Consider the following 24,188-nt stretch of genomic DNA (forward strand, 5'->3'; position numbering starts at 1 on the left):
TTGTGAATGGAGACACCCCGATGAGTGCCGTCTGGCGAGCATCCCGTGCGGCCGTGAAGCGCCGCCGCCTTCAGACGTTCACCCTCGGCGTGGTGGTCATGGTCTCCTCCATGATGGCCGTCGCCACCCTCAGTCTGCTGGCCGCGATCTCAGGTCCCTTCGACAAAGCGTTCAACGCGGCGCACGGCGCGCACATCGTCGCCGAGTACGACCGCGCCAAGGTGACCGAGACCCAGCTCGCCCAGACCGCGCACGCTTCCGGCGTCACCGAGGCCTCCGGACCGTATCCACTGGCCGTCCTGAACCACCCGGCCATGGTCGGCGGCCGCCCGATCGGCCTGGCCGGCTCCTTCACGGCGGTGGGCCGCGACCGGCCCGACAGCGCGGTCGACAAGCTCCAGCTCTCCTCGGGGCGTTGGGCCGCGGCGCCCGACGAGATCGTCCTGAACATGCCCAAGGACCTCGGGGCGCAGCAGATCCGCTACGACAGCCGCGTCACCCTGGCCGACGGCACGAGCCTGAAGGTCGTCGGATACGCCTCGTCGGCGAGCAACTCCGCGGACGGCTGGGTCACCCCCGCCGAGGCGAAGGCGCTGGGCGCGACGTCGGAGCAGATGCTGTACCGCTTCTCCGACGCCGGATCGGACACGGCGCTCACGAAGGACATGGCGACCGCCACCAAGGACCTGCCGTCCGGCTCGCTCACCGGCACCTCCTCCTACCTGGGCATCAAGGCGAACCTGGCCAAGGGCCCGGGCACCTACCTGCCGTTCCTGACCGTCTTCGGCATCCTCGGCCTGCTCGTCTCGGTGCTGATCGTCGGCAACGTCGTCAGCGGCGCGGTGGTGTCCGGCTACCGGCACATCGGTGTTCTCAAGGCCCTGGGATTCACCCCGGACCAGGTGACCGGCGTCTACCTCACGATGGTGACCTTTCCGGCGGTGCTGGGCTGCGCCGTGGGGACCGCGGTCGGCTCGGTCGTCGGCGAGAAGCTCGTCCACCAGGCCTTCTGGGGCATCTTCAACAACGACCTGGTGCTGGCCGACACGTCCGTCCCCGCCTGGATCTATCCGGCCGTGCTGATCGGCATGCCGGTCCTGGTCGCGGTCTCCGCGCTCATCCCGGCCCTGAAGGCGCGGCGCCTGCCGGCGGCCGTCGCGATCAGCGCCGGCAGCGTCCAGCAGACCGGCCGCGGGCTGGCGGTGCAGCGCCGCCTCGGCCGCTCGGGCCTGCCCCGGCCGGTGAGCCTGGGCCTGGGCTGGCCGTTCGCCCGGCCCGGACGCACGGCGCTGACGCTTTCGACCGTGGTGCTCGGCGTGACGACGGTGACGATGGCCATCGGCCTGTCGGCCTCGGTGGTGAAGTACGGTGACGTCCAGAAGCAGACCGACAGGATCCAGGTGAGTGTCGCCGTCGACAACCCGAAGTTCGGCCAGACCGCGCCCGCCCACTCCGACGACCAGCTGTTCGCCTTGCTGCGCTCGATGCCCGGCGCCGTCCATGTCTCCGCCGACACCCCGCTGCAGACCCGCATGGCCGGGTATCCCGGCGTGGTCCGGATGGCCGTCGAGACCGGGGACACCGACGCGCTGCATCCGGATCTGGTGCACGGCCGGTGGCCGAGCGGCCCCGGCGAGGTCGTCGTCGATTCGGAGTTCTGGCACGCGCACGGCGCGGCCCTCGGGCAGACGATCACCCTGGACGACTCCGACGGCCGGCCGCGCAGCGAGACGATCGTCGGGGAGACCGCCGGCGGCTGGGACATCACCAGCACCGACTGGGACCACTTCGCCAAGCTCGGCCCCAGCGGACGCGCGGCGACCTTCTCCGTCGGGCTGTCGAAGGGCACGAACCCCCAGTCCTTCGCCGCGGCGGTCCGCAAAGCCGACCCGGGGATCCAGGCATCCGTCAACGGCGGCACCGACACGATGCAGAAGGTCATGGTCAGCGTCATCTCCAGCCTGACGGTCATGCTGATGATCGTCGCGGCGCTCGGCGTGTTCAACACGGTGGTGCTGAACACCCGCGAACGCCGCAAGGACCTGGGGATGCTCAAGGCCGTCGGCATGACGCCGCGCCAGGTGGTCACGATGGTGGTGATCTCGATGGCGGCTCTCGGCCTGGTAGGCGGCGTCGTCGGCGTGCCGCTCGGCATGGCCGTCCACCGGATCGTCATCCCGCTCACCGGCCACAGCACCCACCTGGACCTGCCGTCCTCGCTCCTGCACGTCTGGGACTGGCGGATGCTGGCGCTGCTCGGTCTGTCCGGCGCGGTGATCGGCGCGCTCGGGGCGTGGCTGCCCTCGATCCGGGCGGCGAAGGCGCCGGTCGCGGAGGTGCTGCGCACCGAATAGGCGCGGGGGACCGCGCCACGGCGAATCTTGAAATACCGAACCCGATTGTCCGACAAGGAGACGACGCGTCATGACCGACATCCAGGTGCACCAATTCACCAGCCGCGACGGACTGGACCTGACCTACCGTGAAACCGGGGAGGGCCGCCCGCTGGTCCTGCTGCACGGCTTCTCGGGCTCGTACCTGCACTGGTTCGAGCACGGCCCCGCCGCCGCCCTCGCCCAGCAGGGCCGCCGCGTCATCCTCCCGGACTTCCGCGGCCACGGCGACAGCCCGCAGCCGCGCGACCCGGCCGCGTACCCGCCCGACGTGCTGGCCCACGACACCCTCGCCCTGATCGACCACCTGGGCCTCGACGACCAGGGCTACGACCTCGGCGGCTACTCGCTCGGCGGTCGCATCGTCATCAGGATGCTGGCCCGAGGCGCCAGGCCGGCCCGCGCGGTCATCGGAGGACAAGGCCTCGCCGACATGACGCGCGCCGGCGGCGGTGTCGCCAACCACCGCGTCCTGACGGCGCTTGCGCACGGAGACAGAATAGAACCCGGAACACCGGACGCGGAGATGGCGTACTGGTTCGGGCAGTCGGGCGCCGACCCGCAGGCGCTGTTGTACGTCCTCGACTCCCTCGTCGCCACACCGGGTGACACGCTGCGCCGGATCCAGACCCCCACCCTGATCGTGGTCGGCGACGAGGACCACGGCCACGGCACCGGCGAAGAACTCGCCGCAGCCCTGCCCAAGGGGAGGTTCACTGCCGTGGCGGGGAACCACTGGACCGCGCTGACCGGTTCCGGCTTCGCGAACGCGATCGCCGAGTTCCTCGACGAACCGCTGGACTGACCGACCAGCCTCAGGACCCGACGTGGCCGTTCGACCACGGGCACGCCGGGTCCGATCGCCATCGCTGCGGGGTCGAGGTCCTCGTCGGCGGCGAGCAGGTCACGACGGGTTCGCCAGCGACTATGGCTGCTGTTCACGATTCCTCCAAGGGCTTCAACGGGCGGTCGTGCAGGTCGTGACCCACACCATGCGCCGACACACCAGAGACGTTCGGTGAACCGCGCGCACGACACCTGCGGCCCAAGCTGTTCCATCAGTCACTTTCCTCGGTCGGCTCTTCGCGTTACCGACTTGAACTTGACGGATCAAACGTTCTTGGGGTCACAACTACGCCGACTGCGAGCCGCCGGCCAGTCCGTGAAGCGGACTTGTTGAGCGGATCCGTCTTCGACCGCCGGTATCGGTTCAGCGCGGCTCCGCATCTGCGGGATCGCTGTCGGCCAAAAGTTCCAGGGCGCGGCGACGGATCTTCGTCAGGGCGCTTATGAGCTGCTCGCGCTCCCGCTCGGTGAGGTCCGCTGTGAGACGGTTCTCCAGGTTCTCGCGCTCCTGCTCGACCGGCTGCCGCAGGGCGCGTCCGGCCTCGGTGAGCCAGAGCCGGACCAGGCGGTTGTCGCGTTCGTCACGGCGCCTGGTGAGCAGGCCGGCAGCGGTCATGCGGGTCGCCATCTTGACCACTGTGGGCGTGGAGACATGCAACGCCGCCGCGATCTCGCCGGGGGGCCGGCCGTCCTGCTCCCACAGCAGTGCCAGGACGTGGTTCTGACCCAGGTGCAGGCCGAGGCGGCGCATCCCGGCGTCGGCGACGGCCCGCACCGCCTTGTTCGTGTTGCCGTGCAGGTCCAGGAACTCCGGCATGGGCGCCCTTCCCTCGTGGTGTCGACGGACGCCGATCCTACCGAGAACATCGCTTGACGGCTAATCATTGCCCGGCTAGCGTTCTGCGCCGTACCGCCATTCATTAGACGGCAAACGATTCGGAGGCGGAGCATGCTCCTCATCACCGGCGCCACGGGCAACATAGGCCGCGAACTCGTCCGCGAACTCGGCACCCGCCAAGCCGACTTCCGCATCCTCGTGCGCGATCCGGCACGTGCGGCCGCCTTGCCGGCGCGTGCCCACCGCGTGGTCGCCGATCTCGAAGAACCCACAACACTGAAGGCCGCGTTCGATGGTGTCGAGAAGCTCTTCCTCCTCACTCAGGGCACTGGTATGGCGCAGGCTGAGAACGCCATCGCCGCCGCCAGGAATGCGGGCGTGAAGCACATCGTGCACCTGTCCTCCTTCCACGCCGGCTTCGACCCGGTCCCGGCCATGGGCCGCTGGCACCGCGACCGCGAGGACGCCATCCGGGCCAGCGGCATTCCCGCCACGTTCCTGCGCTGCGGCGGATTCATGACCAACGCGCTGGACTGGGCCCAGAGCATCCGCGAAGACGGATACGTCTTCGACGCCACCGGCCCGGGCAAAGTCGCACCGATCGCCGCAGCCGACATCGCCGCCGTCGCGGCCCGCGTACTGACCGAGGACGGCCACGCAGACCAGATCTACGCCCTTACCGGCAGCCAAGCCTTCACTACCGCCGAGATGGTCGAGATCCTCGCCGCCGCACTCGGCCGCGACATCCAGGTGCGCACGGCGGCGACCCCCGAAGAAGCGGTCAAGGCCCGGTTCCCCCAAGGCGCACCCCCCGCCTTGGCCGCCGCACTCATCGAGACCATCCAGGTGGCGCGTGCCGATGCCATCGGCTTCCGAACCGACACTGTCGCCCGACTGCTCGGACGAGACCCGATGACGTTCCGGCACTGGTGTGACCAGAACGCGGTGGCATTCACCTGAGTTTGCGGGTCAGTTTTTTGGTACGGCGACGCAGAACCTCGGCCATGTAACAGAAGCGCAGATCGGAACGCCCCCGGCGAAGAGGGTTCAGATTTCGAGCCTCGCGGGGTCCTGGCGCGGCGGCCGGGGTCTCCAGGGGTCCTGCGGGTCGTGGGAGAGCGGGGATGCGGCGGTGGCAGCGGATGACTGGCCGAGGCAGGGCCACGAGTCGGGCGAAGGCGCCGTGGCGAGGTCTTTTGACCCAGGGCCAGTTGGCGGCGATGCGCCGTCGAACCCGGCGTTGGCCTCGGGTCACGCGGGCTGCGGTGTGCAGGATCCGGTGGCACAGCTTCTTCGGCGAGCCTGCGAACGCTTCGTCGGATGGGGATGTCCGCGCTTGAGGAGTCATCCATGCTCGAACTCGCTCGGCTGACCTTCAACCGCTCGACACCCCGGCTGCGAACGGAACTGTCACGCGCGGATGTGGTCAGGGCCGAATCTCGGTACGCCAAGGCACTGGAGCTGTTCGCCGACCGCCCCCGCGGGCGTGCCGCGGTGATGCTGCGCAGGGCTTATCTTGCCTCGCTGCGCGGCGACCACGACGACGCAGCGCATCGGGCACGGGCCGCCGAGTCGGCCTGCCGGAGAGGCAACGCATCGGCAGTGACGACGCATGCGGGTCGTGCTGACCGGCTGCGGTATTCGGAGTCGGGTGCGGCTTGAATCAAGTGAACCGCTGACGCGACGATCTGCTCGGACTCGATCTGGATCACGATGCCTCTGTGGCCGACACCAGAGCCGCTGACCTCGCACGATGCACCACGCCGAGGCGTGAAAGACTCTCGTTCGCTGCTACTTGACTGTAATGGTCCGTTGTTCGCTGCCACCGCTGGTTCCGTGGCCCAAGCCTGGTGCAGTTGAATCGTTCGACCCCCAGACGCCCCACGCATACTGTCCGGGCGTCGTCGGCGTGAATGTGTAGGTCTGCCCGTCCTGCCAGTCACTGGAGTGGTCGGTGCCGTCGGGATACCGGAGGAGGACCTTTGACAGGCGCCCGGTCGTCGTCCAGGTCAAGGTGACAGGTTGGCCCGCTGCGACCTCGATCCGGTCGCCGGGCGAGACCAGCGTCGGCGGATGGGGAGAGTTCGAGAACTGATCAACTGCCGACTCTCCCGGCGACACGACCTTGATGAGCCTGGTCTCGCTCCATGGGCCGCCGAGGCCGGTCTTCAGTCCTGGACGCTCCATCAAGGTCCAGGCGTAAAGGCCAGGAGTAGTGGGCTGGAAGATGCAGCCACTGGCCTGTTTCCAGGAGTAACGCTCGAAGTCGCTGTTGTTGGAGGACAGCGCCAGCTCAAAAGCGTGTCCGGAGGGTGCCGCCCAGCGGAGTTCGATCGGCTGGCCCAGGGTGAAGACGGACTCGTCGGCAGGAGCGACCAGTGTCGGTGCGTGCGGCGTGCCCGGGGGAATCGCCGGAATCGGTCGCGTCACGGGGTCGACGGTGCCACCGCCGAACCCGCCTGACGGCGTGCAGTTCGCGAGGGCTTTATCGGCCCAGTGGAAGAGCATCCAGGCACCGCTCGCGGACGCACCGAGGGCGACCACGACCACTGAGACGCCGATGGCTAGGCGCTTCTTCCTGGGTCTGCGGCGTGGACTCGCGGCGTTGGCAGCGGAACCCTCATCGGAGGGCTGCTGAGCAACAACTGTCTGGCCGTTCGCCGGCATGGTCGAGGGGAACCGGACCTGACCTCCGAGAGCCTGGGCGCTCGGCGCGGCATGACCGGGCGCGGGTATCGCAGTGCCCAGCATCGCTGCGGCCTGCTGTGCGGTGGGCCGGTCGTCCGGGTTCTTCTGCGTCAGCGCTTGAATCAGCGGTGCGAGGTGTCCCGCGTGTTCCATCGGCGGCAGGGGTTTGACCAGGATGGCGGTCACGGTGCCGGTCCGGGTGTCCTTGGCGAACGGCGAGTAGCCTTCCAGGGCCTCGAACAGCGTGACACCCAGCGAGAACAGGTCGGCCGCAGGCCCGTCGGCGTAGCCCTCGTGGCGTTCGGGGGCCATGTACGGGGTGGAGCCGATGACCACGCCGGTCCGGGTGAGGCTGTCGTGGTCCTGGTTCTTGGCGATCCCGAAGTCGGTGAGCAGCGCGCGCCCGTCGCCGTCGTTGAGCATGATGTTCAACGGCTTCACGTCCCGGTGCGTGATCCCGGCCGCGTGGGCGAAGCCCAGCGCGGACAGCAGCTGCCGGGCCAGGTCGGCAGCCTCGGCCTCCGGCATCGGGCCCGCCTGGAGGCGCTCGGCCAGGGAGCGGCCGCGGACCAGTTGCAGCACCGTCCACGGGACGCCGTCCTGGATGACGACGTCGTAGACCGTGACGATGTTGGGGTGGTCGGCCAGCGCGGCGGTGGTGCGCCCTTCATTGACGGCGCGTTGGAGGAACTCGGGCCGTTGGATGGGAGGGATCAGGTCCAGGGACACCTCCTTGACCGCGACCAGTCGGCCCAGCTGCTCGTCGCGGCCCTCCCAGATCGTCCCCATGCCGCCAGACGCGATGACGGTCAAGAGGCGGTAGCGGCCGCCGATGGCCGTGCCCTGAGCCTCGTCGTCGACCGTCACTGGAAGCCCCCTGTCGGACGTGGAGCCGCCTGGCGAGGAAGGCGATCTCCTGACCAAGACATAGTAAGGGCCTGGATTCACTTTCTGGAACAGCGGTGGCCGAGCCCTGTCGCCGCGCCGTCGGCCCGACATCAAGCACGCTTGAAGGCCAGCCCGCCCACGACATCAGGACACGATCATAAGAGTTTCGCGAGACGAAGCCGAAGTCGGCGGTCTCGGCAGTCCCCGGTCCCCGGTCCCCGGTCCCCGGTCCCCGGTCCCCGGTCCCCGAGTTCGACGCACCGGGGTCCGCCACTGGTTACGCTTTGGTCAGACCGTTCTCGTGCTCCTCCACGATCACACTGGCTCTGCCACTGTTCGCCGTGCGAAGGCTCGTCTTCCGGCTCCGGCCTGCCTCGTACGGGCATTCTGGTGCCAGCGCACCACGTAGGGCGGGCAAGACGGCACATCCGGCGTCTCCGGATCGAGCACCCAGACGTCGGCGTCGCCAAGCGGGGTGGCGCGCATGGCTTCGTCGGTGACGGGTCCGTCTTCGGTTTCCCGTGGCTCGGTTGCCACCGTGGGAGCGGGCATCCGACGTTCGCGGAATCAGCCCTTGATAACGCCGAGGGGAATCAGGCGGGCGACAGGACGGGCCAGCCCGGCCCGATGGCAGACCTCGACCACCTCGTCGACGTCCTTGTAGGCCATCGGTGCCTCCTCGGCCAGGCTGCGCGGGGAGGCGCCGCGGACGGTGATCCCGGCGTGGGCCAAGTCGTGGCGCAGGGCGGTGCCCTTCACCCGGCGTGCCACGGCGTGCCGGCTGAGCACACGTCCAGCGCCATGGCATGCCGAGGCGAACGCCGGGGCGTTCGGGACCCCGGCCAGGACCCAGGAGGCGGTGCCCATCGAGCCGGGGACCAGGACCGGCTGACCCTGCGGGCGTAGCGCCTCCGGCAGGTCCGGATCCCCGGGGCCGAAGGCGCGGGTGGCGCCCTTGCGGTGTATGCACAGCTCGCGGGGCTCTCCGCCGAGGTGGTGGGTCTCCATCTTGGCCAGGTTGTGCGAGACGTCGTAGAGCAGGCGCAGGTCGCCCAGCCCGGCGCGGGCGAATGCTAGTCGGGTGGCATGGGTGAGAAGCTGCCGGTTGGCCCGTCCGTAATTGGCGGCTGCGGCCATGGCGCCCAGGTAACGTCGGCCGTGCTCGGAATCGACCGGGACGCAAGCCAGCTGTTGGTCCGGGACGGTGATTCCGTAGCCGGGCATCACCTCGACCATGGTGCGCAGCTGGTCGGTGCAGATCTGATGGCCCAGGCCGCGGGACCCGCAGTGGATCATCACGCACACGGTGTCCGGGGCGAGGCCATAGGCCTCGGCGGTGTCCCGGTCGAGTACCCGGTCGACGATTTGCAGCTCCCAGAAGTGGTTGGAAGAGCCGATGCTGCCGACCTGGCGACGTCCTCGCTCCCGGGCCCGATCGCTGACCTGCGCCGGGTCAGCGTCGGCAACAGCACCATGGTCTTCACAGAAGGTCAGATCCCCGGGCTGACCGTACCCGTGCTCGACGGCGTAGACCGATCCGGTGCGCAGGATCTCCTGCAGCACCTGTTCCGAGCAGTCCCGCAGGACTCCGCCGGGGCCGACGCCGCGCGGGATCAGTGTGTCAGCGGCGTCCATGAGCGCCTCAAAGTGTGCGGAAAGCTGCTCACGAGTGGCGTCGGCCACCAGCAGCCGCACCCCGCAAGAGATGTCGAACCCGACGCCGCCTGGCGAGACCACGCCGCCTGCGGCCGGGTCGGTGGCGGCGACCCCGCCGATGGGGAATCCGTAGCCCCAGTGCACATCCGGCATGGCGTAGGAGGCCTGCACGATCCCTGGCAGCATGGCGACGCTGGCCACCTGATCCAGTGCCAGGTCACCGGGGGCATCGGGCAGCAGGTGCCGCGAGGCGAACACCACCCCGGGTACCCGCATCCCGTCGTGCGGTTCGATCCGCCAGCGATACGGGGTCTCCTCGATCAGGTCGATCATGATGCCGTCCCATCCGATGCCTCTACTTCGACGCTTTCCCGGCTCGGCGGCAAGGACCAGGGCCATTGGACCCTGCTGGATCAGACATCGACCGTGACGGCGACCTGCCATATCCCGTGTTCGCGCTGAAGCCGCATGCCATGGCGGGTGATCGCCTTGGGCGCCGGGCCGACCACCCGCGCTGCGGCGAGGGGAACAAGCCCGAGCTCCACGGCCAGCCCGCCGTCCGGCGTGCCTACCACCCGGGTCGTGGCTGGGACGTCCCCTCGGACGTCCAGGAGGTAGACCACCTCTTCCAAGGCCAGCAGCAGCTGCTCCTCATGCGCTGCCGCGGGGATCACATTGACGGCGGCATCGCCAATGGCGGCCGCGTCGACCTCGGCGAAAGACGTGACCAGCCCGAGAATCGCCTCTTCGACACAGGCCTGGAAGGTTTCGCCCCAAGCCTGGACGATCAAGTCGGCGGTATGCGGCAACAGCTGATGTCCACGACGCGGATGAACTGGGTGACTCATGACGCCTCTCCTTTCATAGTACCTACCTGGTGGCGAAGTCGGGCGGACGACTCTGGTATGCCGTCGCTTTGCGCGGCGTACTGCGAAGAGCACGTGGTACATGCCCAGCGGTGGAGGGCCAGCATGAAAACTGATGGTGAGTTCGGCACTATGGAGCCGAGGACCTGGTCTCTGAAGGGGCGCCGGTGTTCGTGGCAGGAGCGGCAGCCCCCGTCGGTGACGACGGCGTCCGAGAACCCAGGCGGAGGCACCGGTGGCTGCGGCGCGCAGAAAAATCACCCGTTCAACCCAAGCCATCGCCTGGCACATACGCCGCGGCCGTCACGAGGCGACGCCGGTTGCGCGGGCTGTGCCTGCTGCTCCCGCTACCGTGGACGAAGACCACGATCCCGGTGGCCCCGTCGGGGACGGACAGCGAGCCGTAGAGCCGAACGGCGCCTACGGGGATGACGATCTCGGGGTCGTCGGCTGAATCGACGACCGCGGCGCGGGTCTCGGCGACTCGGCGCCGGCGATCCTGCTCCCGGCCGTGGCCAGGCATGCGACGACCTCCAGGTCGGTGGTCTGCGTGAAGTCGCGGTAGAACTGCCCGACCCCGAAGACTCACGGTTGTCGTGCGCGCGGGCCATCCCCTGGCTCGCGGCGAGCTCACACCCGCCCGTTTCGCCACCGAGCCCGACCACGTCATCGTCTCCCGCCGCGGCCGGACGCAGGATCCCACAGATGAACTGCTGGCCGCCATGAACCTCGAACGCAAGGTCGCGATGACCGCGCCGACCGCCGCCACCGCCTTGTTATTCGTCCGCGACAGCGACCTCGTCGCCACCGTCCCCGAGCCCGTCGCCCGCACGGCCGCCGACCATGGCCTGGTCGTACTGCCGCTCCCGTTCGCCACGCCGCCGATCCCGCTCTACCTCTCTTGGCACCAGCGCCACGACAACGACCGCGCCCATGCGTGGCTGCGCAACAAAGCCCAGAGGGCACTACAACGCATCAGCTCCTGAGGCTGCGCACCTGGGCCGCGTGCCGCGTCGATGTCGGGCGGCTCGTGGACGGCCAAGCCGCGGACATCGCCGGCCAAGCTGACCTGCAGGTGGAGGGAGAAGTGGTTGCGCCGGGTGGTATCGCCTTCGGGATGCCGGCGCTTCTGACGCGCACGCATAGCTAGGGCTTTCACCGTGACCGGTTGTCTTTACGGGGTGGCTCCTGTGGTTGTAGTGATGGCTCCGGTGCTGTGATCCAACGTCCAGGCCATGTTCGAAGGAAAAATTTCAGATGCGCGACTCAAAGGTCTTGTCGGTCCGGACGCGGGCTTCAAAAACGTTGCGTTACCGGCTTGCCTGGTTGGGCGTCGTCGGGGTTGTGGCGGCGTCGGCCGGCCCGGTGTCGGCGGCGAACGCGGGCGCGGCGGTCTCGTTTTCCCGATGGCAGGGGCATGATCGTTATGGCACGGCGGCCGCGTTGGCTGAGGGCGCCTACCCCAATGGTGCGGCGGACGTCATCGTGGCGAGCGGCGTCTCTTATGCGGACGCTTTGGCCGCCGGCTACTTGTCCGGCTATCTGCACGGTCCGATCTTGCTGACCGATCCACGGTCACTGCCGGGTGACACCATTACCGCGCTGGCCGCGCTGCATGCACGCAGGGTGCGTATCGTCGGCGGGCCGCAGGCGGTTGATCCGGGCGTCGCCGCGGCCATCGCCGCGTTGCCGGCGGCCGGCGGCGGGAAGTTGCAGGTGACGCGGATCGCCGGGTCAAGCCGGTATGAGACCGCCGCGGCGGTCGCCGAGGTGCCGGCGCCGTCGGCGGTGGGCGTGGTCGGCGGGCAGCGGACCGCGATCGTGGCCTCGGGCGCGAACTTCCCCGACGCCCTGGCCGGCTCACCGCTGGCCGCGGGAGCGGCACTGCCGATCCTGCTCACCGATCCGGCGGCGCTGTCAGGGCCGACCGCTGACGCGCTGACCCGGTTGGGGATCAAGCAGGTGCTGGTGTTGGGCGGATCGGCGGCGGTCTCCCCGGCAGTGGACCAAACGCTGGCCAAGATGGGGATCACGGTGCACCGCCTGGCCGGGCCCGACCGCGGCGCGACCGCGGCCGCGATCGCGAACTGGGCCGTGACCACGCTCGGCTTCGTTCCGAACCGCGTGGCCGTCGCCCGCGGGGACAAGACCGGCGGCGGCGTCGACGCGCTCGCCGTCGGCCCGCTGGCCGGGACCAGGCACGAACCGCTGCTGTTGACCGATTCGGCCACCGAGGCGGGTTCTGCGACCTTGGGCTATCTGCGCACTTTCGGCCCGCAGGTGAGCGGCGGCGATGTCGCGGGCGGCCCGGCTGCCATCAGCCCGGCGCTGAAGGCCCGGCTCGAAGCCCTGGCCACCGGATCCTCAAGCTCGGATCCGAACCCGGGCACTGGACCGGCGAAGCTGCACATAGCGGTCGCCAACCTGCCCGACCGCACGGCTGCGGCGGTGACCGTGACCGGCCCCGGCGGGTACCGGCGCACCGTCACGGCCACCACCGACCTCACGGGTCTGGACACCGGTGCCTACCACATCGCCGCCGACCCGGTCACCGGCGCTGACGGAACCAGGTACATCCCCACTGTCACCGGCGCCGACCCGACGATCGGTGCCGACACACCAGCGAGCGGCACGGTCGACTACTACACTCAGATCTCCGCCGCCACCAAGGTGCTGGACCCCGCACAGATCGCCTCGGCCACGGTCAACTCCGATGGCACCACCACTGTCGTGACCGCGCCTGGGGCACCCGCCCTGAAAGCCGGGGACATCATCGCCACCGGCATCGGCCCCGCGACCCCGGACGGACTGCTCGTCAGTGTCAGCAACGCCACGGCCGGTGGCCAGGGGAAGACTCCGACCGCGGCCGGCGCCGCCGCCGTCGGCAGCCAAGCCCAGACGCTGACCACCCGCCCGGCCTACCTGCAATCAGCGGTGCCCCAGGGCAACCTTGACTTTGACGCCGTCCTGCCACCGCAGAGCCCGACTGTCCAGACCAGCACGACGAGCACAGCACGAGCAGGCTCGGCCGCCGGCTCATCTTGGCTGAAGAACATCTCCTGCGCCTATAACGGTCAAATGGTGCTTCAGGGGGCGCTGACTGCTTCGATGGCCCCGGCCTTGCACGCGCACTGGTCACGCAACAGTATCGGCGCCACCGCGACAGCCACAGCGACCATCGACTCGGCCGCGACAGCGACGATCAACGCCGTCAACGAATGCACCCTGCCCGCGACACCTCTGGCCCCGGAACGTTCCTTGACACCGATCGTCGTCCAGGTCGGCCCCGTCCCGGTCGTCGTCGTGCCACGACTGCTGTTCACCATCCAAGCGGACGCCCAGGTCGATGGCGCCTTCAACTCTGCGGCGGCGATCCACATACAGGGAGTAGCCGGCGTAAGTTACGAGTACGGCCAAGCCCCGGAACCGATCGCTTCCTGCACGCGGAGCACGACGTATGAGCCGCCGACCGTCACCGGCAACGCCCTGGTCAACTCGACGCTCAGCAGCAAACTGACCCTTGCGTTGTACGGCATCGCCGGCCCGGTCGTCAACGTCGACACCAGCCTGCACTTCGGCGCGCAATCGGCGATTCGGAGCTGGTACCTTTCGGGCGAAATCGACGCAGGAGCCGAGCTCAACATTCCGCCCCTGAACATCGACATCTCCAAGCAGGACCTGATCCGGGAATCGTTCCTTATCGCGCACAACTGAGCGTCGATCAGCTCCTCAGTGTCCTGCCGGTGCAGACGAAGGCGTCCGCACCGGCAGGACACGCGATGGTCGTGCAGTTTGGCCGGCCACCTCCTCGACAACGGCGGCGACGATCAGCGCTACGAGGTTTGCCTGCCCAGCAGTCCTACCCCTTCGTGGCGGTTTCGCTGCCGCACTCAATGAAGGACTCTGAAGCTCCTATAGATCGTCAAGTCGTGTGGACTGGCCGTGTCGGCCATAAGTCATACGTGCGGAGGCGGTCGCTATCGAGTACTGCGATATCACGGCCGTAGTCGGATCGATGACCGGTAACTCTTGTCCGCCCGCGCCGCCGACCGCGGTCTGCCTCGTGTTACTGCCGGCGCTCACGCCGGTAGTAGTCGCGCCAGATGAGCCGGTAGACGGGCACATAGCGCGGGATGGACCGCACTCCGGGGATGAACGGGACGAGGATGAACCCGAGGGTCAGCAGCGCCATCAGGCCCCAGATGAGAGCGTCGGCGTTGGTTGTGTGGTTGAACGGAGAAATCTGGTACCAGAACGTGTACAGCCACAACCAGGGCTGGCCGGGGTAGTTCCCGGTCTCGTTCATCATGCCCCACTGGTCGCCGGACAGATGCTTGGCATCGGCGAGTCCGGCCAGGTAGGTGCCGTCGTTCAGGAACAGCAGCGGCTTGGTGTAATCGCTCTGGTAGAACTCGCCAGCGGCCAGGAGCTGCCCGTCCAGGGACCCGGCCTGGGCCTGGCTGAGCAGTCGGTTCAACAGCACTTGCACGGGTCCGGCGGTTCCGGGAGGGATCTGAGTGGGGTCGCCGTTGACCGCAGCCAGCGCATCGGAGTACTGCTTGCGCATGGCTGCCTGCTGGTCGGCGGAGGCATTCTTGTACTGCGCCAGGGCCGCAGTGACGTCAGGGGTCTGCGGGGCGTTCGACAGCGGGGTCAGGACGAAGTCGTTCGCGGTGTCGATGGCATGATGCACTCCGAAGAACTTCGCCAACCCGATGGGCCCGATCTTCTGCCCGGTGGCGGCGGTGTTGTAGGGCGGACCGTAGCTCGCGGTGGCACTGCTGCCGTCCAGCTCGGCCAACGCGGCGGACAGGAAGTCGCCCGAGTCGGCCTTGGCCCAGGACTGGAGAGTCACCGGCTTGTCATCAGGCGCGCCGAACATCGCGGCCAGCCCGACGGTGAGCAACGCGACCACGAGCAACGCGATCACGAACTCCTTGACCAGGTCGTAGGGCCGGGTGTGTTCCGGCGCCGGTTCGGGGTGGGGCAGGCGAGCCCAACGGGCGGTCATCGGGCAACCCCGTCATCGGGCTCGGTGGCGCCGGATCCGTCGCCGTCAAGCGGAATCGGCGGCACGACGCCGCGCCGGCGTACGAGCAGGATGTGCCAGGCGGTGAGCAACGCGAGGGCGAACGGCAGAAGCACGATGTGCCACATCAGCATCTGGCCGAAGTCCAGGACGTTGAAGTACGCGCCGATCCCGACTGAGTTCAGGCCGTCCTTGGCCTGGCCGGCGATCCACTGAGAGTCGAAGTTCTGTTGCACCAGATAGCCGGTGAAGGCGGTGCCGATCGAAGCCAGGAACGCCACGGCGCCGGTGATCCAGGTGGTGGCGCGGCGGCCACGCCATGCGGCCATGAAGAACTTCCCCCACAGGTGGACGACCATGAAAGCCATGAACAGCTCGACGCTCCACAGATGCAGGGAATTGATGTAACGGCCGACAGAGGAGAGGTGCCACCAGGACGGGCCTTTCAACGCCAGAAGGCCGCCGGTTGCCAGGACCACGCACAGCGCGGAAAGCGTCAGCACGCCGAACACGTAGATCCATGAGGCGACCCATGACGGCTGCGAATCCGGTAGCAGCTTGTCCGGTGGCAGTGCCCGGACCACGCGGCGGCGCAGCGCTCCGGTCCAGCCGCCAGAGGCCGGGCTCGGGCTCGGGCCGGAGGCGCGAGCGCTCTGATCAGTCATCGTGCTTGCGTCCCTTCGGGAACGGCAGCAGCAGTGCCAGGACGAACAGCACGATCATGATGACGATGACGGTCAGGTTCGCCACCGAGATCTGGATGACCCCCCAATGCACGTAGTGGCCGGTGTGGTTGAGGTCGACCGAAGCGACCACCACCGCCGCGGCCAGTGGTGCGGACACGACGGTTTCCCCTTCGCTCGACGCACCGCGGAGAGTCTGGAGTGATGCCGAAAGAACTGTCTCTCTGTGGCATATCCCGGAGTAGGGCTGATAGCCCCGTGACCGCCCAGGTTCATCCGCGCCAGCCCAAACCGTGCCCATATGCCGACAGTAGGTGCACAGCAGCACGACGGTATGTCCGGTACTAGGCCAACCGGGGACGCCCGGTACCAGCAATATTCGAACAACGGTTCTCTTCGGTGACGCGAGGCGCCTGTCCTGGTCAAACACTCGGCCACCGACCCTGACCTGGGCGATCGGCGCATACGATCGGTGGTCGCGGGTGTGCGACTGCTGTACCGGTTCCCTAACACTGACTGCACCGGGAAGGTCGGCAACGACATCGGGGGCCGCGCGGGATCCGCTTCGGCCCGAAACGAGGAAGTGCCCTGTCCTGGTCAGAAACTCGGCCAACGGGCCTGGCCTGGGTGATCCCGTGGCATTATCGAGGTCTGTGTTCGTCGGTTGCTCTACCGGATCCTCGTGAACCTGCTGTCCTGGCTGGCGTTGCCAACCCGTTCACAGTCGTCGAAGAACGCCCGAGATACTGGTGTTACGGCAGGAGGTGACGGTGCTGCGCCGGGTGAACCCGAAGCCGAGGCTCACCTGGCACGACAGGGCGCTGCTCGCGACGCTGTCCAAGCTCCTGCCCCAAAACACTGCGCGGCCACCGGCTCGTCACCCCAGGCACGCTGTTGCGTTGGCATCGGCGTCTGGTCGCGAACAAGTGGCGCCAGCCGAGCCCGCCGGGCTGGCGACCGATCAGCGACGAACTCGTCCAGCTGATCGCCACCATGGCACGAGAGAACCGGACCTGGGGTGCGGTACGGATAAAGGGCGAGTTGCGCCGCCTGGGGCACCGCGTGGCCGCGGCCACGATCCGCAAGGCCGTGCGCGCCCACCGGATCCCGCCACCGAGACACCGCGACGACTCCTGGCGCACGTTCCTGCGGGCCCAGGCCCAGGCCCTGCTGGCCACAGACTTCTTTCATATCGACTGCGCACCCACCCTCACCCGGCTCTACGTCGCGTTCGTCATCGAGCACTCCACGCGGCGGGTCCACCTGCTCGGCAACACCCGATACCCGACCGCCTCCTGGGCCACCCAACTGGGCCGTGACTTCACCGCCGACGGTCGCCTCCCTGCTGGTCGCGGTCAAGCGGCGGTCAAGGGAGGATCACTTCGCGCTCGCGCCGCACTCCTTGATGTGACAGCTTGACGCGACAGGAGTCGAGCGTTGGTTCCCGAGCTGCCGGCGAAGCTGTCGCCCTGGCGACCACCCGTAGAACATGGAGTGCTTCACCACCGGCGCTTTTACGCATTATTACCAAGCTTGACCATTTCTTTCCTGGACCCTTCCATAGTGGGGCGATACGTTCTCGGCGAAGAAGTCAGGTGCCTAACATGCACCTGACTGGTCGAGCGGACGGCGCCGATTAGCAGTGCCGTCCCATCTCCCTGCCCGAACCGCCGCCGGGCTCAACCCCGCCCGGACGCGGGACGTCTCGAATGGAGAAACGGATGTCCTCCTCACGACGCGGATCCCGGTGGACCCGCAGACTCATGGGCCTGGCCGGTGCGGTGGCCCTCCTCGGTGGCCTGGGCGTGGCCACCGGTGTGACGGCCTCGGCCGCCCCCGCCGCGCACACCCACCACCGGACCGCACACCCGCACGGCCGGTTCGGCGTCGTGCCCATGCACTCCGGCACCGCCGCCACCAAGACTCACCGGGCGCCGGCCGCCGCCGGGAACCTCATCTACAACGGCGGGCCAGTACAGCACAACGTCTCGGTCTACCTGATCTTCTGGGGATCCCAGTGGGACAGCGACGGCAACGGCGTCCAGTCCTACATGCAGAACCTGTTCGGCGGGCTCGGCACCGGCTCCGACACCTGGTCGACCGTCACGTCGCAGTACACGGACAACAGCGGCTCCGGGCCGTCCTTCAACGGCGCGGTGCTGGCCGGCAGCTGGGTCGACGACTCCGGCGCCGCGCCGCAGGCGGCGTCGCAGCAGGACATCGCCAACGAGGCGGAGAACGGGGTGCAGCACTTCGGCATCAACGGCGGGACCGACGTCCAGATGGTCGTGCTCAGCCCGTCCGGCACCAACCCGGACAACTTCCCCAACGCCGGGTTCTGCGCCTGGCACGACTGGGACGGCAACGTCTCGTACACGAACATGCCCTACGTGCTGGACGCCGGCAACGGCTGCGGCGCCGGCAGCGTGCAGAGCCAGCTCGACGGCTTCAGCATCGTCGAAGGCCACGAGTACGCCGAAAGCCTGACCGACCCGCAGCCGTCCTCCGGCTGGGTCGCCTCGGACGGTGAGGAGAACGGGGACCTGTGCGCCTGGCAGAACCTCGGCACGATCAACCTGCCCACCGGCACCTTCGCGATGCAGCCCACCTGGAGCAATGCGGCCGGCGGCTGCGCGATGTCGTCGTAGTCGTCGTAGCGGCACCATCGCACCTGCTGCGCGGTGCGGGCGTCCGGCAGACGCCCGCACCGCGTCGTGGGTGCAGATGATGTGGAGTGACTTCGTCGGTCAGGCTGTGAGTTGGTATTGCCGCTGGTAGCGGGCTGTGTGGCTGCGTTGGTGTTCCTGCTGCAGGTGGTAGCGCCAGTAGGCGTCGAGGTCGCCGTTGGAGATCAGGGCCCGGAGTTTGAGGACTGCTTCGGCGCCGGCCGGTGACCAGCGGGCCCCGGTGATGTCCAGGCGGTCGGCGATCAGGTGCCTGGCCGCACCTTCCACGATGCCGGTGGCGATGGGCCAGCCGTTGGCCAAAGCGGTGTCGTAGCGCAGGTAGTTCCACTGCTTTGAGTCAGCGGCCGCGGCTGACTTGGCGATTGCGGCGTACGATCGCCGTGTTGAGAGCGGCGGCGAAGCCGCTCCACAACACGTACGGCACCAGGAACGCGCCGGCCGCCTTGTCCCGGCGGGCCGCCTCGACCGTGAGCGCGACGTTGCAGGTCTGCAACGCGGCCAGCTCGGCGAGCGCCGCCTTGGGGCGTTTCGCTCTGAAGAACAGCCAGCACCAGCCCGCGTTCAGTGCGAGGTCGGTGGCGAACAGGTAGGTGAAGCGCTGTCGTGAGCGGTCGGTCGCCTTGCCCAGCACGCGCGCCCCGGAAGCTGCAATCAGCCCGTATAGGGGTGTCCATACCAGGCCGAACGTCTTGGGCGGCGGCTGCCACGGCGGTTTGCTCAGCGACTGGTACCAGGGACTGGTGGGGTCGGTGCCGAGGGCGCCGGCTGTTGCGGCGGCTGCGACCGCTGCGACGGCGCCCAGCGCTGGTTTCAGGTTGTCTCTGATTCTCGTTGTGGGCATGTCCGCCTCCGTTGTTCCGGTGTTGCGATTCGCTTTCGCACGATGGTGCCCGCACGGTGAGAGTCCATAGGTGGGCACCCGCGATGTCAGCGGGTCGACAGGCCGGTCATGTGCCGGCCTCAGCTGCTTTCGGCTGAGCGGGTGAGGGTGCGGAAGGCGAGGTGGCGACCGTGACCCTGTGTGATGGCGAGGGCGAACCATAGGCGCAGTACGCCGTCGACGGTGTCCTGCTGGTTTTCGCCGACGTACATGGGACGCAGGCCGAGTGCGCCGATGAGGGCTTCGATGGTGGGCCGGTCGCTTCTGGGTGCGGAGTAGAACAGGTCGGCGGCGGTGCCGTCGAAGTCAGGATCGGCCAGGTTCTCGCCTCCCAGGGTGTTGAAGGCGCGGGCGTAGCGAGCCTTGGGGGCGTAGCGGGCGACCAGTTCAGCGTGGTGGGCGACGGGGCCTCCCACGTTGTTCGCCGCGTCGATGACGAGCTTGCCGGCCAGGGCGTCGCCGTATGTGGCGAGGAGTTCTTCGACGGCGGTGGCCGGGATGGCCAGTACCACGGTGTCGGCCTGGGCGATGGCCTCGGCGACGGTGGCCGTGGTGGCGCCGGAGTCCCGGGCGGCGGTGTCGGTTTCGGGGGTGCGGGATCCGAATACGGTCGGGTGGCCGGCGCGGGCGAAGGCCCGGCCGAGGGTGCCGCCGATGAATCCGGTTCCTATGACCGCGGTGGTCACGGTGTCCTCCCTGATGAGCGGTGCGGTGGATGGCGAACGGGTCAGACGCCGAGAGCGGCGATGACCGCTTGGGCGATCTTGCGGCTGGAGTACTGCTGCTGGCCGGTGATCAGGCGGCCGTCACGGACGACGAAGGGCTTGAACAGCCCGGCGCTGACGTAGTGGGCGCCTCGCTCGCGGAGAGCGTCTTCGGCGCGCCAGGGCATGACCTGCACGCCTGCGGCCCGGTCGCTGTAGTCCTCCTCGATGTTGGAGAAGCCGGTGACGGTGCGGCCGGCGACGAGAGGGGTTCCGTCGGCGAGGTCGCAGTCGACGAGCGCGGCGACGCCGTGGCAATAGGCGGCCACGACCTTCTCCGCCTGCCAGAAGGCGCCGATGGCCTCGTGCAGTGTCGTGTTGTCGCGGTAGGTGAACATCGGCGCCTGGCCGCCCGCGATCAGCAGCGCCTCGAACCGGTTCCAGTCCAGGGCGTCCAGGGCGGGCGTGGCCTCCAGCCGGGCGGCGAGTTCGGGGGTGTTGACGAAGCCCATGGTGATCAGGTCCTCGGCGGCCCATCGGGACGGGTCGCGGGGGTCGGACAGGGCGTCCATCTCCACCTTCCCGCCGTCCGGGGAGGCGATGGTGACCTGGAATCCGGCCTCGGTGAGTTCGTAGTAGGGGTGGGTGAGTTCAGCTCCCCAAAATCCGACGGGCCAGCCGTTGTTGCTGCTGACGGCCGGGTTGGCCACGACGATGAGGATCTGGCGCGGGCGGTCGGAGAGCCGGTCGACGCGCATGTGATGGTCTGGCGAGGTCGCGACGGCGGCGGCCTTGGACTCTGACATTGGAAACACCTCCAGGAGGGATACCCCGATTGCTTTAATTCAAGCAATCGTGCCATCGCAGTTATTCCACTATCCTTCGCTCATGGAGAACCCGCAAGTGAGCGGTGCCGCCGACAGCGTTGACGCGATCTTGGCTCAGTGGCACACGGAGCAGCCGAGCCTTTCGGTGGCGCCGGTCGGCATCGTCGCCCGGCTGGGCCGGGTCCGTACCCACCTCGACATCGCGCTCGCCGAAGTGTTCGCCGGCTACGACCTGACCCCCGCCGACTTCCAAGCGCTGGTCACCCTGCGCCGCATCGGTGCCCCCTACCAGATGGGCCAGGCCGAACTCATGCGGGCCCTGGGCCTGACCTCTGGAACGATCAGCTTGCGCCTTGCCCGGCTTGAACGGCGCGACATCGTGGTGCGCGAGCCCGACCCGCAGGACAAGCGCGGCGCCACCGTACGTCTGACCACGCAGGGTCTGGAGCTGTTCGAGCGCATAGCCCCGGCTCACCTGCGCGGTGAGGAACGGATGCTCTCAGCCCTCACATCCGAGGAGCAAGACCAGCTCGCCGCACTCCTCCGCAAGCTCTTGGCCTCCTACGAACACACCGGCCCCACCGCCGCACAGGCCTGGGGCATGACGCTGGAACCGGCTCACGTCGCCCGCCGCCAGCGCGCGGTCGTCGGCCTGAGCGACCGCCCCGGACTGCTCGTCGCCGGCGTCCGCCCCGGCAGCCCGGCGTACCTCGCCGGCGTCCAACCGGGGGACCTGATCACCGGCTGGGGCGGCCGCCCGGTACGCACGCCCGCAGACCTCAGCGCCGCACCCGGCCCGGTGCCGCTGACATTGCTGCGCGGCGAGACCACGATCCGCGAAAGCATCCAGCTGCCACCGGAGAGCGCATGAACACGCCTTCGTCCGAGCCGCCCCGCGGCGCCGGGCCCGACTTCAGCACCACCCGCCTGGAAGCCTTCAGCGACGGCGTCTTCGCCATCGCCATCACCCTCCTGGTCCTGGACCTGAAGGTTCCCGAACCCGACGCCCTGCACGGCCAGACCCTCGCCGACTCACTGGCCCACCAGTGGCCCGCCTACTTCGCCTACCTCGTCAGCTTCCTGGTCATCGGCATCATCTGGATCAACCACCACGCCATGTGCGCCCTCGCACGCCGCGTCGACCGCAGGACGCTGTTCGCCAACCTCCTGCTGCTCCTGACGGTTTCCGTGATCCCCTACCCGACCAGCCTTCTGGCGACCTACCTCACCGCCGGCAACACCGATGCCCATACCGCCGCCGCCGTCTACGCGGCCACCATGGTCGCCATGGGCCTTGCCTTCACGCTGTTGTTCCTGTCCTTCACCCGCAACGCCCGCGCTCTGCACACTCCCATCTCGCAGGCCGACCTCACCAGCGCGCTGCGCCGTTTCGGCCTCGGCGGCGTGGCCTACCTCGCCACGATCGCTCTGGCATACGTCAGCCCCATCGCCATGCTCGCCACCCACGCCCTGCTGGCCGTCTACTACTGCTTCGACCAACTCGCCCCTGCGCGCAAGAAGCTGCCGACGCAGCACTGAGCGGCGTCCGCATCTGCGGGTGATCCCGGCTTCCCCTTCCTCACCGGCCCGGACGGCATCGTCGGCACCCCCGCCCGCATGCCGGGTGAGCGCGCTGGCGCGACGATCGCCATGGATGGATACCGATGGCTTTTCGCCGGTCGGCTTTCGGTGCCCTGACGCTTCAGCGCTTGGGCAGGCATGAGCACCTCAGCCCGCCTTGGTCACGACCGTCGCGCCGACGACCGCCCCGAATAGCACCAGCGAGTTGATCGCTGCTACGAATACCGCCGGCATTATTCTGCGCCAGCCGCCAAGGTCCGATACGAGCACCGAAATCATGCCGAAGAGCAAGCAGGCCACTAATAGGGCGGGATGAGGATTCCGCGCATCTGACGGGGACGAATTGATCAACGACGGCGGGGGTCCTCGTTTCCGAACCCCGCTGGAACCACCGGCGTCGGCCACCACCGCGGCTCGGCCCACCTGTCGCGGTAATCTCAGCGGCCGTATCTCCTATAGCCGATCGGCATCGGTGGCGGCTTGGACACGGACCGCATCCAGGAATCGGGGTGCGGCCACATCCGGCCACTCGTCGTCTTCGTCATCGAACATTTCATCGTCGACGGCGTCGTCGCCTGTGGCGGTGATGGCTGCGACCGTGTCCTCCAACTCTGGGTCTGTATCGAAGGCTTCGGCAATCCCCTCGCCCTCGACGTCGCTCCCGTATTCCCGATATAGCAGCGCGCAGGCGTAGATGCCGGTCAGCAGGTCCTCCAGGAGGTCGATCGCGGGCCGGGAGGTGTCCAGCGGCGTGGTGCGGATCTCGGAGAGCAGCCGTTCCAGCATGTTTTCGTCGTCGAATCGTTCGGCGCCCTCGATGGCCTCGGACAGCGCGGCCATGAGCCCGGGAAGGTTCGGGACTTCGCCCTCGGCGATGGCGATCGCCTCGCCGATCAGGGCGGTGACCGCGTCGTGGGGGCTGGCCCCGGCTTCCATCATCTCCAGCACCAGCGTCGGAGACGCGGTCGGCACCGCCTCGATGTCGTCGGAGATCTGCACGATCTGGGTGAGGTCGTAGCCGGAGGCCTTGGCGGTCACGGTGGCGGCGGCGTGCAGCCAATGTGCTGCCGCGACCGCCGCCGACGTCGGGTCCACGGCCGTGAACAGCGCGATCCCACCCAGCGGGTCGGCGCGCAGCAGAGCGTCGGCGGCAACGACCTGCGGTGGGGAAGCCGAGACCCGCGAGAGCTGCACCGCCTGCGCTGCCCGGCCCGACAAGTCACCCAGCTCGGCCCGCTCGATCGCCTCGATCTCGGCGGCGACGTCCTTGGACACCGCCGCGGTGAAAGCCTCGTCGCCGATCGCGTGAAAAGGCCGGCCAAGCCGGTGCGCACTTTCGGTGACAGGGTCATAGTCGACGAGCAGGCCACCATCCTGGAAAGGGAGGTTCGGCTCGGCGATGATGGAACGGGCCTGGCCGAACTCCTGACGGACTCCCTGTGCCGCGCTGTGTCAAACTCTCTAAGCACGCCAATCCCTGGGCAAGTCGGCCATGCCACGTTCTGTCAGTCGGTGTTGGGACGTCTGTTCCCGGACTGTTCCCGGACTCGACCGCGACATGTCGCTGTGCATCGTGCAGTTCACGCCTGCTTTCGAACGCGGGCTGGCATCTTCAGCGGTTC

21 protein-coding genes and 1 pseudogene are annotated in these 24,188 nt (G+C 68.4%); 10 read left to right on the forward strand and 12 right to left on the reverse strand.

Annotated elements, in window-relative coordinates; all coding sequences use genetic code 11:
* Nucleotides 1-20 precede the first annotated feature (20 nt).
* Nucleotides 21-2,354: an ABC transporter permease gene (locus ABD466_RS00485; protein WP_344654855.1), complete on the forward strand. Its 2,334-nt coding sequence runs from the start codon at nt 21-23 to the stop codon at nt 2,352-2,354.
* Nucleotides 2,355-2,424: 70 nt separating this feature from the next.
* Entirely contained in the window at nt 2,425-3,198 is a 774-nt protein-coding gene (locus ABD466_RS00490) for an alpha/beta fold hydrolase (protein ID WP_344654856.1), read from the forward strand.
* A 405-nt stretch (nt 3,199-3,603) separates the two neighbouring features.
* Here ABD466_RS00490 and ABD466_RS00495 read toward each other — a convergent pair whose 3' ends face one another.
* Nucleotides 3,604-4,056, reverse strand: a complete 453-nt coding sequence (locus ABD466_RS00495) for a MarR family winged helix-turn-helix transcriptional regulator (protein WP_344654857.1) — start codon at nt 4,054-4,056, stop codon at nt 3,604-3,606.
* A 132-nt stretch (nt 4,057-4,188) separates the two neighbouring features.
* Between ABD466_RS00495 and ABD466_RS00500 the strand changes: the two genes are divergently transcribed.
* Together ABD466_RS00500 and ABD466_RS00505 are read left to right on the forward strand one after the other, a co-directional pair.
* Nucleotides 4,189-5,037, forward strand: a complete 849-nt coding sequence (locus ABD466_RS00500) for an NAD(P)H-binding protein (protein WP_344654858.1) — start codon at nt 4,189-4,191, stop codon at nt 5,035-5,037.
* 390 nt (nt 5,038-5,427) lie between these two features.
* On the forward strand, nt 5,428-5,739 hold the full coding sequence (locus ABD466_RS00505) for a hypothetical protein (RefSeq protein WP_344654859.1): 312 nt from the start codon (nt 5,428-5,430) through the stop codon (nt 5,737-5,739).
* A gap of 129 nt (nt 5,740-5,868) precedes the next feature.
* Here the strand turns inward: ABD466_RS00505 and ABD466_RS00510 are convergent, their stop codons facing one another.
* The 3 genes from ABD466_RS00510 to ABD466_RS00520 form a co-directional block, all read right to left on the reverse strand.
* Complete coding sequence (locus tag ABD466_RS00510; RefSeq protein ID WP_344654860.1) at nt 5,869-7,632, reverse strand: serine/threonine-protein kinase; 1,764 nt, start codon at nt 7,630-7,632, stop codon at nt 5,869-5,871.
* A gap of 588 nt (nt 7,633-8,220) precedes the next feature.
* A complete protein-coding gene (locus tag ABD466_RS00515; RefSeq protein ID WP_344655157.1) occupies nt 8,221-9,639 on the reverse strand; it encodes an RtcB family protein in 1,419 nt (472 codons plus the stop codon).
* Between the two features lie 83 nt (nt 9,640-9,722).
* Nucleotides 9,723-10,157, reverse strand: a complete 435-nt coding sequence (locus tag ABD466_RS00520) for an archease (RefSeq protein WP_344654861.1) — start codon at nt 10,155-10,157, stop codon at nt 9,723-9,725.
* Nucleotides 10,158-10,771: 614 nt separating this feature from the next.
* On the opposite strand from ABD466_RS00520, the gene ABD466_RS00525 reads away from it, so the two are divergent.
* Nucleotides 10,772-11,161 (forward strand): LysR substrate-binding domain-containing protein, encoded by a 390-nt coding sequence (locus ABD466_RS00525; protein WP_344654862.1) that lies wholly within the window; start codon nt 10,772-10,774, stop codon nt 11,159-11,161.
* 271 nt (nt 11,162-11,432) lie between these two features.
* Nucleotides 11,433-13,889, forward strand: coding sequence for a cell wall-binding repeat-containing protein (locus tag ABD466_RS00530; protein WP_344654863.1), 2,457 nt, complete (start codon nt 11,433-11,435; stop codon nt 13,887-13,889).
* Between the two features lie 352 nt (nt 13,890-14,241).
* Here the strand turns inward: ABD466_RS00530 and ABD466_RS00535 are convergent, their stop codons facing one another.
* The 3 genes from ABD466_RS00535 to ABD466_RS00545 form a co-directional block, all read right to left on the reverse strand.
* Nucleotides 14,242-15,186: a hypothetical protein gene (locus tag ABD466_RS00535; protein WP_344654864.1), complete on the reverse strand. Its 945-nt coding sequence runs from the start codon at nt 15,184-15,186 to the stop codon at nt 14,242-14,244.
* Entirely contained in the window at nt 15,183-15,716 is a 534-nt protein-coding gene (locus ABD466_RS00540) for a cytochrome b N-terminal domain-containing protein (RefSeq protein WP_344654865.1), read from the reverse strand. The genes ABD466_RS00535 and ABD466_RS00540 overlap by 4 nt, the downstream gene beginning before the upstream one ends.
* A 145-nt stretch (nt 15,717-15,861) precedes the next feature.
* The gene (locus ABD466_RS00545) at nt 15,862-16,047 is read right to left on the reverse strand and encodes a hypothetical protein (RefSeq protein WP_344654866.1); all 186 of its coding nucleotides are present in this window, start codon (nt 16,045-16,047) and stop codon (nt 15,862-15,864) included.
* A gap of 734 nt (nt 16,048-16,781) precedes the next feature.
* Here ABD466_RS00545 and ABD466_RS00550 point away from each other — a divergent pair.
* Nucleotides 16,782-17,306, forward strand: a complete 525-nt coding sequence (locus tag ABD466_RS00550) for a hypothetical protein (RefSeq protein WP_344654867.1) — start codon at nt 16,782-16,784, stop codon at nt 17,304-17,306.
* Nucleotides 17,307-17,608: 302 nt separating this feature from the next.
* Nucleotides 17,609-18,535: a hypothetical protein gene (locus ABD466_RS00555; RefSeq protein WP_344654868.1), complete on the forward strand. Its 927-nt coding sequence runs from the start codon at nt 17,609-17,611 to the stop codon at nt 18,533-18,535.
* 99 nt (nt 18,536-18,634) lie between these two features.
* Here the strand turns inward: ABD466_RS00555 and ABD466_RS00560 are convergent.
* From ABD466_RS00560 to ABD466_RS00575, 4 genes and pseudogenes are all read right to left on the reverse strand, one after another.
* Nucleotides 18,635-18,895, reverse strand: a pseudogene (locus tag ABD466_RS00560) (ISKra4 family transposase); the annotation flags it as partial.
* A gap of 16 nt (nt 18,896-18,911) precedes the next feature.
* The gene (locus tag ABD466_RS00565; RefSeq protein WP_344654869.1) at nt 18,912-19,415 is read right to left on the reverse strand and encodes a TspO/MBR family protein; all 504 of its coding nucleotides are present in this window, start codon (nt 19,413-19,415) and stop codon (nt 18,912-18,914) included.
* A gap of 119 nt (nt 19,416-19,534) precedes the next feature.
* On the reverse strand, nt 19,535-20,185 hold the full coding sequence (locus ABD466_RS00570) for an NADPH-dependent F420 reductase (RefSeq protein WP_344655158.1): 651 nt from the start codon (nt 20,183-20,185) through the stop codon (nt 19,535-19,537).
* Nucleotides 20,182-20,964 (reverse strand): type 1 glutamine amidotransferase domain-containing protein, encoded by a 783-nt coding sequence (locus ABD466_RS00575; protein WP_344654870.1) that lies wholly within the window; start codon nt 20,962-20,964, stop codon nt 20,182-20,184. Before ABD466_RS00575 ends, ABD466_RS00570 begins: the two co-directional genes overlap by 4 nt.
* An 82-nt stretch (nt 20,965-21,046) precedes the next feature.
* Between ABD466_RS00575 and ABD466_RS00580 the strand changes: the two genes are divergently transcribed.
* Together ABD466_RS00580 and ABD466_RS00585 are read left to right on the forward strand one after the other, a co-directional pair.
* Nucleotides 21,047-21,856, forward strand: coding sequence for a MarR family transcriptional regulator (locus ABD466_RS00580; protein ID WP_344654871.1), 810 nt, complete (start codon nt 21,047-21,049; stop codon nt 21,854-21,856).
* Nucleotides 21,853-22,524 carry a TMEM175 family protein gene (locus tag ABD466_RS00585; RefSeq protein ID WP_344654872.1) on the forward strand — a complete coding sequence of 224 codons (672 nt, stop codon included), beginning with the start codon at nt 21,853-21,855 and terminating at the stop codon, nt 22,522-22,524. Before ABD466_RS00580 ends, ABD466_RS00585 begins: the two co-directional genes overlap by 4 nt.
* Nucleotides 22,525-23,019: 495 nt before the next feature.
* On the opposite strand, the gene ABD466_RS00590 is transcribed toward ABD466_RS00585, so the two are convergent.
* The gene (locus tag ABD466_RS00590) at nt 23,020-23,841 is read right to left on the reverse strand and encodes a hypothetical protein (protein WP_344654873.1); all 822 of its coding nucleotides are present in this window, start codon (nt 23,839-23,841) and stop codon (nt 23,020-23,022) included.
* Nucleotides 23,842-24,188 lie beyond the last annotated feature (347 nt).

It is taken from the genome of Catenulispora subtropica (assembly GCF_039531675.1).
GTDB lineage: Bacteria > Actinomycetota > Actinomycetes > Streptomycetales > Catenulisporaceae > Catenulispora > Catenulispora subtropica.